This window comes from Vreelandella alkaliphila, from assembly GCF_016107625.1.
Lineage (GTDB): Bacteria > Pseudomonadota > Gammaproteobacteria > Pseudomonadales > Halomonadaceae > Vreelandella > Vreelandella alkaliphila.
Map to the genome: position 1 here is coordinate 162,582 of NZ_JABASV010000001.1, position 13,682 is coordinate 176,263.

11 protein-coding genes and 1 pseudogene are annotated in these 13,682 nt (G+C 54.2%); 7 read left to right on the top strand and 5 right to left on the bottom strand.

Features of this window, described 5'->3' with window-relative positions; genetic code table 11:
- The first annotated feature begins 84 nt into the window (after window positions 1-84).
- Genes JFC11_RS00730 through JFC11_RS00745 form a run of 4 tightly spaced genes read left to right on the top strand, consistent with a single transcriptional unit; the run spans window position 85 to window position 5,194 of the window.
- Window positions 85-1,614 carry an OpgD/OpgG family glucan biosynthesis protein gene (locus JFC11_RS00730; RefSeq protein ID WP_198348473.1) on the top strand — a complete coding sequence of 510 codons (1,530 nt, stop codon included), beginning with the start codon at window positions 85-87 and terminating at the stop codon, window positions 1,612-1,614.
- Window positions 1,607-3,586: a glucans biosynthesis glucosyltransferase MdoH gene (gene mdoH / locus JFC11_RS00735; protein ID WP_198348474.1), complete on the top strand. Its 1,980-nt coding sequence runs from the start codon at window positions 1,607-1,609 to the stop codon at window positions 3,584-3,586. The genes JFC11_RS00730 and mdoH overlap by 8 nt, the downstream gene beginning before the upstream one ends.
- Window positions 3,586-4,368, top strand: coding sequence for an FkbM family methyltransferase (locus tag JFC11_RS00740; RefSeq protein WP_198348475.1), 783 nt, complete (start codon window positions 3,586-3,588; stop codon window positions 4,366-4,368). Before mdoH ends, JFC11_RS00740 begins: the two co-directional genes overlap by 1 nt.
- A 37-nt stretch (window positions 4,369-4,405) precedes the next feature.
- Window positions 4,406-5,194, top strand: coding sequence for a creatininase family protein (locus JFC11_RS00745; protein ID WP_198348476.1), 789 nt, complete (start codon window positions 4,406-4,408; stop codon window positions 5,192-5,194).
- On the opposite strand, the gene ribA is transcribed toward JFC11_RS00745, so the two are convergent.
- Window positions 5,191-6,294 carry a GTP cyclohydrolase II RibA gene (gene ribA / locus JFC11_RS00750; RefSeq protein WP_038482211.1) on the bottom strand — a complete coding sequence of 368 codons (1,104 nt, stop codon included), beginning with the start codon at window positions 6,292-6,294 and terminating at the stop codon, window positions 5,191-5,193. The two genes, JFC11_RS00745 and ribA, sit on opposite strands and share 4 nt — an antisense overlap.
- 187 nt (window positions 6,295-6,481) lie before the next feature.
- Here ribA and JFC11_RS18920 point away from each other — a divergent pair, with 187 nt between their 5' ends.
- Window positions 6,482-7,213, top strand: a complete 732-nt coding sequence (locus JFC11_RS18920) for a RibD family protein (RefSeq protein ID WP_232482737.1) — start codon at window positions 6,482-6,484, stop codon at window positions 7,211-7,213.
- 93 nt (window positions 7,214-7,306) lie between these two features.
- On the opposite strand, the pseudogene JFC11_RS18925 reads toward JFC11_RS18920, so the two are convergent.
- The 4 genes and pseudogenes from JFC11_RS18925 to JFC11_RS00770 all read right to left on the bottom strand — a co-directional run.
- Window positions 7,307-8,173 (bottom strand): annotated as a pseudogene (locus tag JFC11_RS18925) (lysylphosphatidylglycerol synthase transmembrane domain-containing protein); the annotation flags it as partial.
- Window positions 8,174-8,177: 4 nt separating this feature from the next.
- Window positions 8,178-10,160, bottom strand: a complete 1,983-nt coding sequence (locus tag JFC11_RS00760) for a glycosyltransferase (RefSeq protein ID WP_198348478.1) — start codon at window positions 10,158-10,160, stop codon at window positions 8,178-8,180.
- Entirely contained in the window at window positions 10,157-10,555 is a 399-nt protein-coding gene (locus JFC11_RS00765; RefSeq protein ID WP_198348479.1) for a 6-pyruvoyl trahydropterin synthase family protein, read from the bottom strand. Before JFC11_RS00765 ends, JFC11_RS00760 begins: the two co-directional genes overlap by 4 nt.
- 77 nt (window positions 10,556-10,632) lie before the next feature.
- Window positions 10,633-11,622, bottom strand: a complete 990-nt coding sequence (locus tag JFC11_RS00770; RefSeq protein WP_198348480.1) for a zinc-dependent alcohol dehydrogenase — start codon at window positions 11,620-11,622, stop codon at window positions 10,633-10,635.
- Window positions 11,623-11,834: 212 nt separating this feature from the next.
- On the opposite strand from JFC11_RS00770, the gene JFC11_RS00775 reads away from it, so the two are divergent.
- Window positions 11,835-12,581 (top strand): CDP-alcohol phosphatidyltransferase family protein, encoded by a 747-nt coding sequence (locus tag JFC11_RS00775; RefSeq protein ID WP_198348481.1) that lies wholly within the window; start codon window positions 11,835-11,837, stop codon window positions 12,579-12,581.
- 500 nt (window positions 12,582-13,081) lie between these two features.
- Window positions 13,082-13,642 carry a manganese efflux pump MntP gene (locus tag JFC11_RS00780; protein ID WP_198348482.1) on the top strand — a complete coding sequence of 187 codons (561 nt, stop codon included), beginning with the start codon at window positions 13,082-13,084 and terminating at the stop codon, window positions 13,640-13,642.
- Window positions 13,643-13,682: the final 40 nt, after the last annotated feature.

Sequence of the window (13,682 nt, forward strand, 5' to 3'; positions counted from 1 at the left end):
CTTAATGGTATAACTTTTGTTGAAATATTTCATATACTGATTTTATGGTTACCACGTTGGCATGCAATCGAAAGGAACTCGCCCATGAGTGTTCGTACTGCAGCAAAATGGATGTTGTCATTTAACTGCCTGATCGCCTTTTCTGCGATTGCCAACGATGATGGTGTTTTTGACCACGTTATTGAGCGTGCCCAAACCCTGGCCGATGCGCCTTATCAACCCCCAAATGAGACGCTTCCCAGCGCTTTGAAGTCGTTAGATTACGACCTGTATCGACAAATCCGCTTTAATCCCGAACGCGCATACTGGCGCGATGAAAGCCCTTTTAGTATGCAGCTATTTCATAGCGGATTTATATTTCAAACCCCCGTCACAATTAATGTGGTCGAAAATGGTGACGTTGAACCACTCTCTTTCTCGGCAGATGACTTTCAGTACGATGGTGATTCCAACCGCTTGTTGGAGAATGACTTAACGGGCAGCGGACATGCAGGTTTTAGGCTGCACTACCCTATCAATAATGAGGATTATGCCGATGAATTTGCTGTTTTTCTTGGCGCAAGCTACTTCCGTCTAGTAGGACGCGACCAAGCCTACGGCCTTTCTACCCGCGGTCTTGCCATTGATACCGCACTAGCCAGTGGTGAAGAGTTCCCTGAATTTCGTGAATTCTGGCTTTATAAGCCTGATGAAGATTCTGACAGCATTACGCTACTCGCCCTCATGGATAGCCCATCACTAAGCGGTGCCTACCGCATTACGCTAACGCCGGGCGAGAGCACTGAGGCAGCTGTAGAAGCAACACTGTTTGCACGTTCTGATATAGCAAAGCTAGGGGTTGCCCCGCTCACCAGCATGTTCACCTTTGGGGAAGCCAGCACCGAACGAGCTGACGACTTTCGTCCTCAGGTACATGATTCTGATGGCTTGCTAATACACACGGGGTCCGACGAGTGGATTTGGCGGCCGTTGCAAAATCCCTCATCCGTACGCGTATCAACGTTTATAGATGATGCGCCCAATGGGTTTGGTTTAATGCAACGGGAGCGGGACTTTAGCCGCTACCTGGACCTTGAAGCCCACTACCATCGCCGCCCTAGCCAATGGGTCGAACCCCTTGCTGACTGGGGGCCAGGGCATGTAGAGCTCATCGAAATCCCCACGCCAGATGAGACTCACGACAATATAGTGGCTTATTGGGTGGCAGAGGAGGCGCTCACTGCTGGCGAATCACGCCATCTTCACTATCGAACGTTTACGCTCAATGAACAGCCCGAGGCTAATTCACTGGGCAAGGTTGTGCGCACCCGCCATGGCAGCGCAGCGGTTCCAGGTGAGGCCGACTCCCCCTCTGCTGATCAGCGCCAATTCATCGTCGATTTCCAGGGCGGCAAACTGGATGATCTGACCTCAAGCGAGCCAATCGAGCTGGACATCAGCGTGCTAAATGGCGAGGTATTACTACCTCAAGTCAAAACACTGCCCAACAACGGACAACGGGCCACTTTCCGATTGCCCCCCAGCAGCGAGCCCAGTGATATCCGGCTACGGCTGACGGTTGAAGGAGAGCCGATTACTGAAACTTGGAATTACGTGTGGTATCCCGATGCCTGATCTCCACGCGTTGCGACCTTCGATGCCCTGGCTTAACGGTCGCCGAGTCTTCCTTGCTTTCACGGTGTTAGCCACAACCATCGGTGGCTGTATCGCAATGGCGAAAGTCGTTGCCAACCTTGCCATTGGTTGGCAGCTCACCATGTTGATCCTATTTGCATTAACGTTTACTTGGATAGTGCTGGCTTTCTGGGGAGCACTGTGTGGCTTTGTGCTTTGTGCGCTACGTCGCGATCCACTCAGCTTACGTCGCCAAGCCATTGTGAACCCCAATGCCAGCCTGCTAGTCAGCCGCACCGCACTCGTAATGCCTATTTATGCAGAACCTCCTATCCCTACCATTGCGGGGCTAGAAGCAACGTGTCGTTCACTTCTCCAGCAAGCAGAAGCGTATGGTGCAGGAACACCCAGTGCTATCAACAAGCACTTTGAAGTGTTTGTATTGAGCGACACCCAAGATTCGGCCATGGCAGACATCGAAGAGGCCCATGTGGCTGCCTTGCAACAGCGCCTTGCCGGACAGATAGCCGTGCATTATCGGCGACGCCCTAATAATGACGGCCGAAAAGCTGGCAATATTGCAGAGTTTTGCCGCCGCTGGGGCCGCCGCTATGACTACTTGGTGGTGCTAGATGCCGACAGCCTAATCAGTGGCGCTACACTGCTGCACTTAGTCCACCGGATGCAGCGCCAACCCAGCGTAGGACTTATTCAAACGGTGCCTATTCCCGTTGGCCAACGCACGCTATTTGGCCATTTTACCCAGCTAGCCTCAGCACTTTACAGCCCGATGTTGGCAGCGGGCCAAAGCTTCTGGCAGGGTGATGCGGCAAATTACTGGGGCCACAATGCAATTATTCGCACACGCGCCTTTATGGCCCATGCAGGGTTACCTATCCTTTCAGGTAAGCCACCGCTGGGAGGGGAGCTATTAAGTCACGATTTCGTCGAAGCAGCTCTCCTGAAACGGGGCGGCTGGCAGGTGTTACTGGATACCTCTGCGACCACCGCCGTATCTCGCCATAACCCTTACGCTAGCGCGTCACACAACAGCTTTGAAGCCATGCCAAGCAACATGCTCGACTTTGCCAAGCGTGATCGCCGCTGGCTACAGGGCAATCTGCAGCACTTACGCTTACTCACCGGCGCAGGGTTTCACCCGATTAGTCGGCTCCACTTTTTATTTGGCGCGTTTGCCTACCTTTCTTCGCTTGTTTGGCTTGGGCTTCTACTCTGCACCAGCCTGATGGTGGGTTATCAAGCCATTGAGACCACCTCAAACCCGCCTCTGCCTGAAGCCCTCTCTTTGGGGCTGTTAAGCGTAACGCTGGGTATGTTGATTGCGCCCAAGCTGCTGGGTCTATTATTGACGTTCTGGCAATGTCCCCATGCGTATGGTGGGCGACTCAAGCTTGTCACCAGCACGCTATTGGAAATTCTGTTTGCTGCATTGATTGCACCACTGATGATGGCGTGGCACAGCTTATTTATCGTTAACGTGCTGATTGGCCGGGCCATTGACTGGCAAACTCAACACCGGGGAGAGCGTTCGCTAAGCTGGCGAGAGACATGGCACCACACTGGGTGGATGACGCTGTGTGGTATTGCTTGGGCAGGCACGATGATGCTTTTTTCACCCTCTGCGTTTGGTTGGTTAACCCCCGCATGGCTGGGGCTGATTGGAGCCGCTCCACTGGTGAAATATTCCAGCAGTGCCACTTGGGGAGGCCTCGTTAGCCGCAAGTTCGGCTTACTGCAAACGCCGAGTTCAGCACAACAACCACCTCTTTTGGAGGACTTTGCCGCGTTAGAAAGCCGTAGCCATCAATCCAGTGCCACCTTATCTCGCCCGTCGCTAACACTTTCTCTAGCGCTTCCCCAGGAACAGCCAGGCGATATGCCCTGCCAATCGTTTCGCTATCACATTCAAACAGCAACCAAACATGCCCCACCCGTTAAGGAGCCTTACTAATGCCTTCTGCTTTTTTCCATCGGCTCCGCAGTACCAGCGGTATGGCGCGTTCACTGTTTATTTACTGGCGGCCAGGAAGGCAAAGGGGTCTGAAGCAGTTATATCGTCCGTTTATTCAACCGGGCGATATCGCTTTTGATATTGGCGCTCACTTAGGCGACCGTAGTGCCGCCTTCCACGCGCTAGGTGCTAAGGTAGTGGCATTAGAGCCACAGCCAGCACTGGCCAAATGGTTTAAACGGATACTTAATCAGCCTAACATCACGCTCTTACCACTGGCCGCTGGACCGCAGCCCGGCTATGCGGATATCGCTATCAGTGTTAGCAACCCGACCCTCTCTACCCTAGCGACCGAATGGCGACATCAGGTGGGCGAACGCAACCCTGGCTTTCAGCACGTGCAGTGGGAACAGCAGTTAAGAGTGGAAGTCACTACACTGGATCAACTGATCGCCACTTACGGCGAACCAAGCTTTATAAAAATTGATGTTGAAGGGTTTGAAGCAGAAGTACTGATGGGGCTTAACCACCCGGTAGCAGCGCTTTCGGTAGAGTTTGTTGCGGGCGTGTTAGAGGTCAGCCATTCCTGCGTTGACCAGCTGTGCCGCCTTGGTGACTACCGTTTCAATGCAATTGCCGGTGAGCAGCGCCACTTCCGCTGGTCAACCTGGCAATCCCCTGAAACCATTACCCAGTGGCTCAACGATGGCGTTGACGGCTTAGCCTCTGGGGATCTCTACGCCTGCCGCGCCGACCATCCGCTGTTAAACGCATCCGCATAAGTCTTTAAAACACGGGCTTTAAAACAAGAGAACCTACATGATTTATCACTGGCAAACCCTCACCGCTCCCCAGCTCGCCTCGATTGCCGAAGGTGATCCAGTCGCAGTGATCACCTTGGGGGCCATTGAGCAGCACGGTACGCACCTGCCATTGGGCACCGACCTGATCATTGGAGAAGGGTTACAAGCCGCCATGTTAGACATGATTGACCCAGCACTCGACGTGCTGTGTCTGCCAGCAATTGCCGTCGGTGCGAGCGACGAACACGCCAGCTTTGCTGGAACGCTTAGCCTACCCGCTCCACTAGCCATCGCGACATTAGAGGCTTACGGCGAAAGCATTGCCCAGGCAGGTATAAAAAAGCTGGTGTTGATTAATAGCCACGGCGGCAATAAAGCCGTGATGGACCTTGCCGCGCTGACACTACGCAAGCAATTTGCAATGCGCGTAGTGAAAGCCACTTATACACGCCTTCCGCCACTGGAAGGTGCTATCAATGCCGATGAGCTGCGCTACGGGTTGCATGGCGGGCTGCTGGAAACCGCCATCATGCTGCATTTAGCACCTGAATTTGTGCAGCTCGACAGCTATCAGCCCACACCACCGGCAATGCCTAAAGGTGGCGCACTAGTGAGCCCAGAGGGTAGCGCAGCATTTGCCTGGCTTGCCGAGGACTTAAGTAGGTTCGGCGTTGCCGGTGATGCAACGGAGGCTAATCAAGCATTAGGTGAACGGTTAGTCAGGCACTACGCCTCTCAGCTAGCGCAGGTGGTGGCCGAAACCGCCCACCTGCCACCGCTTATCACTGGTAAAACGCCAGATTAACGCCCACGACCTTCAAGCACTTCGTCTAAGAAATGCCCTGCTCGGTTGGCTTTGGCGCTTAGGTAGCGGTGATTGTGATCAGTCACACTGCCGTAGAGCGCCTGACGTGAGACGACCTCAATCCCCCCTTCACGCAGCGCTGCCATTTTTAGCGGGTTGTTGGTCAACAGCTGAACTTTATCGATCCCTAGCGCATTGAGCATATCCACCGCGACCGCGTACTGCCGCTCGTCGTCGCCAAACCCTAGCACTTGGTCGGCATCGACGGTGTCTAAACCGCCATCTTGCAAGGTGTAGGCACGCAGTTTATTGGCTAAGCCAATTCCCCGCCCCTCTTGTGCCAAATAAAGCAGCACGCCGCCACCCATCGCTTGAATATCGGCCACTGCATTACGCAACTGTTCGCCACAGTCACAGCGCAGGCTGCCGAACAGGTCACCGGTGAGGCAAGCCGAGTGCATACGCAAAGGAACCGCCCCAGGGATAGAAGCCAAATCGCCAATCATCACGGCCACATGCTCTCGCAGGCCATCAGGTTCACGAAACAGCACGAAGCGACTCTCAGGCGCATCTTCAAGAGGAATACGCGCTTCACTGACACGCTTTAGCATCCCCGGCGCACCGGCTAAACACTTCTCTGCATCGCGGGCATTAACTTCTAACAGCTCGCCTTTTGATAACTGCTGAGCAATATGCTCGGCTGATGTCGCACTTACCTCTGCGCACAGCGCCGCCGGTATCAATAGCGCACGACGCATAAGTGCCACAGCGCCTCTCTCTCCCACGCCAGCAGGCTTCAGGCCGCTTAACAGCGAATGAGCCTTCGACGCTTCATTGGACACAGCAAGGTGATGCAAATCACGCTCACTGATTTGCTCGGTGAGCGGTAAGCAAGCCGCATCCGCCTTAAGCGACATGCCCATTGCCTGCAAGCGATGACGCGTTAATACTAGTGCTGGCCGAGAGCCGGAGAGTTTCGCCAGTGAATCGACTGACACACTGCCTTCAAGAGCCTGTACCAACAGACGTTGCTCTCCGGTATTAATTACCACGGGCAGTCCACGGCGAATATCGAAAATAGCGCGTTCAATGTGATACATGTAGGCCTCCAAGTTGCCGGTTGGGGCGGACAACGTTTGCTTGCGTCGGGCAACATGGCCCCGCATGATGAGTTGCTGTTTTTTGAGTGGAGATACCATGCCTAGCACCAATGAAGTGACGATCGATACCGACCAAGCGTGGGCATGGTTGTTGGACACTAAGCAGGGCATCAGAAGTGACGTCACAATGACGCTTGATACCCATGGTTGGCACTCTTCTGCCCCTGTTACAAGCGCCGCGCAGGAGCTGTTGACGTGTTTGCTGCCACTGGTGCGTCATTCGAGCTGGGTGGTTGCCCAACTGGGGCAAAGCCTGGATGGGCGCATCGCTACGGAAAGCGGTCACTCCCACTACATCAATGGCGTTGAAAGCTTGGTGCACCTGCACCGACTGCGTGCGCTGGCCGATGCCGTGGTGATCGGCGCAGGCACGGCGAGTGCTGATAATCCTCAGCTCACCGTGCGCCGCGTAACGGGGAAGCACCCTACCCGAGTGGTGATTGACCCACGAGGACGCGTGCCCGTTGATTTGGCACTGTTTACCACGCCTACCGCACCCACTCTGCACCTCACCGGGCCAGAGGTAACGGTGGCGCCAACGGCCGCCGAACACTGCGTGCTGCCGCTGGATATCAACGGTCAGTTCCGCCCTGCCGACGTTATTACCTGGCTGGCAGATCGTGGACTTACGCGGGTATTGGTAGAAGGCGGCGGCGTCACTGTTTCGCAGTTCATTGAAGCGAACGCGGTTGACCGCCTGCATTTGCTGGTTGCGCCACTGATTATCGGTTCCGGTAGACCTGGGCTGCAGATGACGCCCATCGACACCCTTGAGAGTGCGTTGCGCCCGACGATGCGCTCTTTCCGGTGCGGGGACGACACGCTGTTCGACGTAGTGCTGAGCGGGCGCACTGCCTGACGCAGCACTGGATGGCGGAGAACTGGATGGCATAGCACGTGTTCGCGAGGCCAGCGCTACCCAAATGCCTGGCAGGCTAGAAATCAGCACTAACACACCATAAGCCAGAGATATCGCCACACCTTGCGCCGAAGGCAAGCCAACAAACATCCAAATGCCTGCGGCGGCGCCTTCCCGCAACCCCCATCCGGCAATCGAAAGGGGCACCAGCATGGCAAGCAGCAACACTGGAGCCAACGCTAAAATATCTAAGGTCGCCAGCTCGACGCCGATTGCCCGAGCCGCGCAGACCATCACCAGGCCATAGCTAAGCACGATAGCAAGAGAAGAGACCAGTTGCCGTGGCCATACACCACGCTGCAGTAGCCCGCGACGCATATCCTGCCCTAATGCAGCGCACCAAGCGGGTAGCGTTACCGCCGAACGCCGCAACCAGATCATCAGCGTCACACCGGCCACCATCACGATAACTGCTACGCTCGCCACTACCATCAAGCCACTGAAGCCCAGTGCCATAAGCCAGAGTGGTGACGTGAACAAGGCGATTAGTGTGTAAAGTGCAATCGCCAGTTGCCCAGAGGCACGCTCAATCACCACCGCACGCCAAGCACTTCCCTTCGAAGAAGACTGACGGGCATGGCGATGGGCACGCCCCGCATCACCCAACACACCGCCAGGCAACAACTGGTTAACCAACAACGCTAAGTAGTACTCCCGCAGTGCATAACGGTAGCACAGCGGCACGTCGATTAAGCCTGCCGTCAATTGCCATCGCCACGCGCTCAGCATCACTTGCAGCACACTGATAAGTAGTGCGAGGGCCATCCAGCCCGGCGCAAAACGCTGCACTTCTGCCATTACCGCGCCTGGCTCTACCCACAGGGCAACAGCGGCCAGCAGCCCTAAGCTCACTAACCCTTTTTGCACCCACGGGGTTCTCAGCCAGCGCCAGCGTCGCATGGGGTTAGCCCTCGTCCGCTGGCAGCGCCAGCAAGTCGCGGTGGCCCACCCAAATACCGATCTCGCCTTTGGCTACCTGACGTAAGCGTTCATCGCTCCAATGGGCAATCCGTGACGCCGCTTCTGGAGCCTGTTCGATAGCAGCGCTCGCCCATCCTTCAATCAACGCGCACATTAAGGGGTACTGCGCTGGCTTACCCGCCGCCAATCGCCACGGCGTTTCAGCCTCGTTAACACGATAACCGTAGTCAGCCATCGCTTTAACTAGCGCGCTGTGAGCATCGCCGCCTAATGCATCGCCTAAGCCCTTATCCCGACGCTGGTGCGCGTTGAACAGCTCACTGATCCAGCGATCATCAAGGCCGTTCAGAGGTTGCTGCTGGGCATTGGTAAAGTACCATTCGCCAGTAATGCTTAGAGTGATAAGAAGCGCTTGCTGATGTTTAGCACACTGTGCAGCCAAGGCATCAATCCACTCTTGAGATACTAAATCGATCAGCGCAGATGCCGTCACTACGTCGCAGTGCGTAAGTGCTGGGTGATCAAGCTGCTTAAGGGAAACACAGTGGGTTTCGACCTGGAGCGGCTCACCTTTACCCGTGTTCAATTGCCCGGTTCGCGAGTAGGATTGATTAAGTAAGGCAGAATCATGGTCAATCAGCATCCAGCGCTGGGCATGGTGCAAACGAGGCGCAAGAAACTGGCTATTACTTCCCCGTCCACAGCCTAAATCCGCCAGTATCACTGGCGAGGAAGCTTCTACTCGCGGCGCGAGTTCTTCTGACTTAGATAGCTCGGCTCTCCGCTGATGTTCTGATAACCAGCTCGCTAACGCCTCCACCAACGCTTGGCTGCGCGAACTGGCATCGACGCTTTCACGCAGCGATAGCCAATCCGCGGTAAATTGGCTTCCTGCCAACAATGTCGAAGGTTGCTGCAGCGCATTGGCAAACGCCTCCCCTGCAGCCTGCCAGTCACCCAAGCGGGCACGTGCAGCGGCGGCGCCTGCACGTAGTTCAGTACGTAGTGCCTCATCCTGGCAGAAAGCCGCCAGCGCACTCGACAGCGCCTCAACATCCCCCGGTGCTACGCTGATGCCAGCCCCTTTGGGTAAGGTATCCTGCAGCGCACCGCCGGTGGTGGTGATAACCGGTAAGCCATGGGCTAGCGCTTCAGTTACCACCATGCCATAGCCTTCATACCAAGAAGGCAACACCAGTGCATGGGCATTCTGATACGCGGCTTCCAGGGTCACTGCATCACATTCGCCGTGAAGCGTTACCCAATCGCCAAGTTGATGGTTGTCGATCAATGTTTGAACGCGATCCGTAAACGCAGCATCACGAGCACCGCCAAAGCAGTCGCATCGCCAGTGTCCACGCTCAACACCTGCCAAGGCTTGAACCAAAATATCCTGCCCTTTACGCGGGGTCAGCGTTGCCACGCATAGCAGGCGGATAGGTTCGTTGGGTTGCGCCGCGGGGCTGACCGGGGCACGTTCAACCCCAGGTTCCACCACGCTGATAGAGGCACTAAATGGCAACGCGTACTGTTCCGCCAATGCCCTTACGCGACGCTCAGTAAAACGGCTGGTCACAATCACTCTATTCACGTGCGCCAGCCCACGTAATTCACTACGGTGAAAACGCTGCTGTTCTGTGTCACTCAAGCCCTGCTCATCGCCCAACGGATGATGCAGCAGCGCTGTGATATCCAGGCGCTCAGCGTGGACAGCCACTACCTCTGGCAGCGCCCCCATGGCCAGGCCGTCGATAATGACCCGCGCATGGTCCTGCAACGCGGAAAGCGTATCGGCGAGCGACTGGGCGGCCTCATCATCGGCATCTGGAAAACGCCCTGCCAACCCCACTACATTGATAGCCAGCCCACGCGCGCGCAGTGCAGCGACAATATGGGCGTCGTAAATATACCCGCCGGTACGCTGGTCTGGATCGCCAGCCACTATCAAGGTCAATGGCTGACTCATAGCGCCCCTTCATAGCTTGCCCACGCCACATGAGATTCATGCAGCTTGATCTCCATGTGCGTCAGCCCCTGAGCGGTGGTGCCCATTTTTCCTGCTTTAATGGCAGCCGCCAGCTGGTCAAAAATCACCTTGGCCATAAATTCCGTGGTGGTGTTTTTACCGCCAAACTCGCTTACCTCATCAAGGTTGCGATAGTTGTAATCCGCCAGCACCTCTTTAACCGTCTCACTAGCCAAACCGATATCAATCACTAGACCATCCTGGTCAAGTTCAGGGCGCTGAAACACCACGTCTACTACATAGGTGGCACCGTGAGTGCGCTGGGCAGGGCCGAATATTTCCCCATTAAAACTGTGGGCAATCATGAAATGGTCGCGAACGCATAAACGATACATAGACACTCCTGTCGTATTAACCAGACCTTTTTAGCGAGGTCGTTCTAACTAATTCGCACTTAATTAAGCCGCATTAATTAAGCGGGTAATGGATAACGAATTCGATGGCAAAGCGCTGTGCTACCTGGCCCAAACAGAGCAGGTGCCAGCGTTGGAAAATCGGCAAAATCGCTCTCACCGCTGATCAGTGCATCTAACCGCTGGTCGGTGAGTAAGCGTAAAGCGAGCGCTAAACGGCGGCGATAATTCCAGCGTGGCTGCAACTTGGCAGGCAATTGCCCAACCTGGCTGGCACGAAGCGTTAAACGCTGGGAGTGAAAAGCGCCACCGAGCGGCAGCGACACATCGCCTTCGCCAAACCAGCTCATTTCAATCACGCGGCCTTCGTTGCCCAACAAGCCCATAGCCAGCCTCAGGCCATCCGGCTGACCACTAGCATGGATCACGCAATCTTGGTCGGTGGGTGCCTGTTCCAGCGTACAGAAAGGAATGCCTAAATACGTTGCCAGGGTTTCTCTCTGAGGATTAATGTCGATCAGGCGTACTTCTACACCTGGAATTTGCGCACACAGATACGCCACCAGTACACCGACGACGCCAGCGCCCACCACACACACACGCTCGCCAAGCATGGGGTTAGCATCCCACACACCGTTAATGGCAGTTTCCATATTGGCGGTTAGCACGGCACGGTAAGCGGGCACATCGTCGGGGAGCGCTAAAACAGCGTCGGCAGGCACGACGTAGTAGTCCTGGTGCGGAAAAAGGCAAAAAACGGTTTTATTAAATAAATGATCTGGCCCCTGCTCCACATAGCCAATGCTGCAGTAGCCATATTTCACAGGCGTAGGAAACTCCCCCGCTTGAAAGGGGGCGCGCATACGCGAATATTCACTTTCCGGTACTCGCGCGTTAAATACGAGCGATTCAGTGCCGCGGCTAACACCGCTGTATAGGGCACGAATCAGGACCTCATTTTCAGCGGGTAACGCTAGTGGCTCCTGCTTGAGCTCACCATGCGTAGGGTGGGTCACCCAAAAAGCCGTAGCGGTATCAGGCGGCAACATGACATTTCCTTATGGTTTAAGCGCTTCATCCATCCATACAGCGTAGCCTAGAAAGCGAAGCGGTTGCTTAACCCATGTAAGCGTGAAGATGATTTAAAACAAATGTATCCACATCATGGACAACCATACCTTCTTATACAAGAATGGTACATAGGAAATAATTTGCACACTTTAATTCAACCGCGGACCATTAAGCCGCTCTGCGAGTAAGCATGCCCTCTTTCTCCAACACCTCCAGCATCTCTTTACCCAAGCGGCTTTACACCTTGGCTGAGATAGCGCTGGCTAGCTTATTGCTCGTAGGCTTGGGCGCGATGCTGCCGGGATTAGTCGCCAGCGCTGCAAATTGGTGGTTGGCAGCTGGCTTCTACGTCGTGATGGGCGCACTGGTAGTAAGTTTTTGGCCCCATGGCCCGCTCGGTTGGGCAAACCGGGTAACGCTTGGGCGCGGCATACTCGTCGCCATCGTGGCAGGGGCGCTGGCAGCGAATGCTTTTACCAACGCGATTTGGCTATGGCTAGCGGTCGCTGTTATCGCGCTATTACTGGACGGTGTGGATGGATGGATTGCTAGACGCACAAAGACTCATACCCCGTTCGGTGCGCGCTTTGATATGGAACTGGATGCAGTATTAATCCTGATACTCTGCATCGGATTATTGCAGAGCGAACATCTAGGCGCTTGGGTACTACTCATTGGCGGCATGCGTTATTTGTTCATCGCCGCCAGCTGGCCTTTTCCGTGGTTAAAAGCACCGCTCTTTGACAGCTTCCGCCGTAAAGCAGTGTGCGTGTGGCAGGTTGTTGCATTGCTGCTGGCGTTAACGCCACTCACTTCTCCTTTCGCTGCAGGCCTGCTGGCACTGAGTGCATTAGTCACACTCAGCTACTCATTTGGCTTCGATGTGTGGTGGCTGTTTAAGCAGCACAAATGCCAAATCTCCTCTGCCGCTGATTGAAGAAAAACGATAATGACATCTAAAAATATAATCATGAAATAAAAGTCGTATTTAATTTTATTTTTAAGAATATTAAATACGACATAGGATTAGAAACAGCTCGCTATGTACTGCCGCCGATTATTGCACGCTTTAAACAGACATTCCCCAAGGTGCATCTAGAGCTTCATTAGTGTAACCCTGAGAAGATCTTCTCACTGTTAAAGGAGGAGTGATCAACCTACCGACCTTCCTTATAAAGACTATTTTTATATCTGAACATCATCAATATAAAAATCAATAAATAAACAAACTATTTAAGCTCAAAAAGCCAACAAAATCAGCTAACAGACACATTGTTAGCCAAGGCTATATTTATTCGTTATAACTAACTTTATTTTTTATTGACCAACTTGTTATCAAAGTAAAACCTGATAGGATTCAGCGCTATTCAAACCCTACTTTTATCACTCGAGCATCTTGTTTCACACCTTTTGTCTCATTAAACGAGCCCTTCTATCATGACACCTGTTGCCCTGCTTTTTTTAGCGGTTTCCATGTCAGCGGATGCGTTTGCGGCATCCATCAGCAAAGGGGCAGAGCTGCGCAAGCCCCGCTTCCGACACGCGGTAGGCATTGGTTTAATATTCGGCATTATCGAGGCCATCACCCCGGTACTCGGCTGGGTGGCTGGCAAGGCTTCTCAGCAGTACGTAGAAACCTGGGACCACTGGGTCGCGTTTACGCTACTGACCATTATCGGCCTGCACATGATAGTCGAAGGGCTGAAGAAAGAAGAAAAAGTAGAGCATCGCAAACAAACCCTGTGGCTGCTGGTACTAACCGCCACTGCCACCAGTCTAGACGCCATGGCCGTGGGCGCCAGCCTTGCGTTTATTGATGTGAACATCATTACCACCAGTCTCGCCATTGGCCTTGCTACTACGGTGATGGCTTCCATGGGAACGCTGCTAGGCCATAAATTTGGCAAATACGTAGGCCACTGGGCAGAACTCGCAGGTGGCGTTGTATTGATTGGGATTGGCGCGATGGTGGTGGTAGAGCATACGGTATTGATGTGACCTCCCCATCGATAACATAAATACTCCCTCGACGACTTAA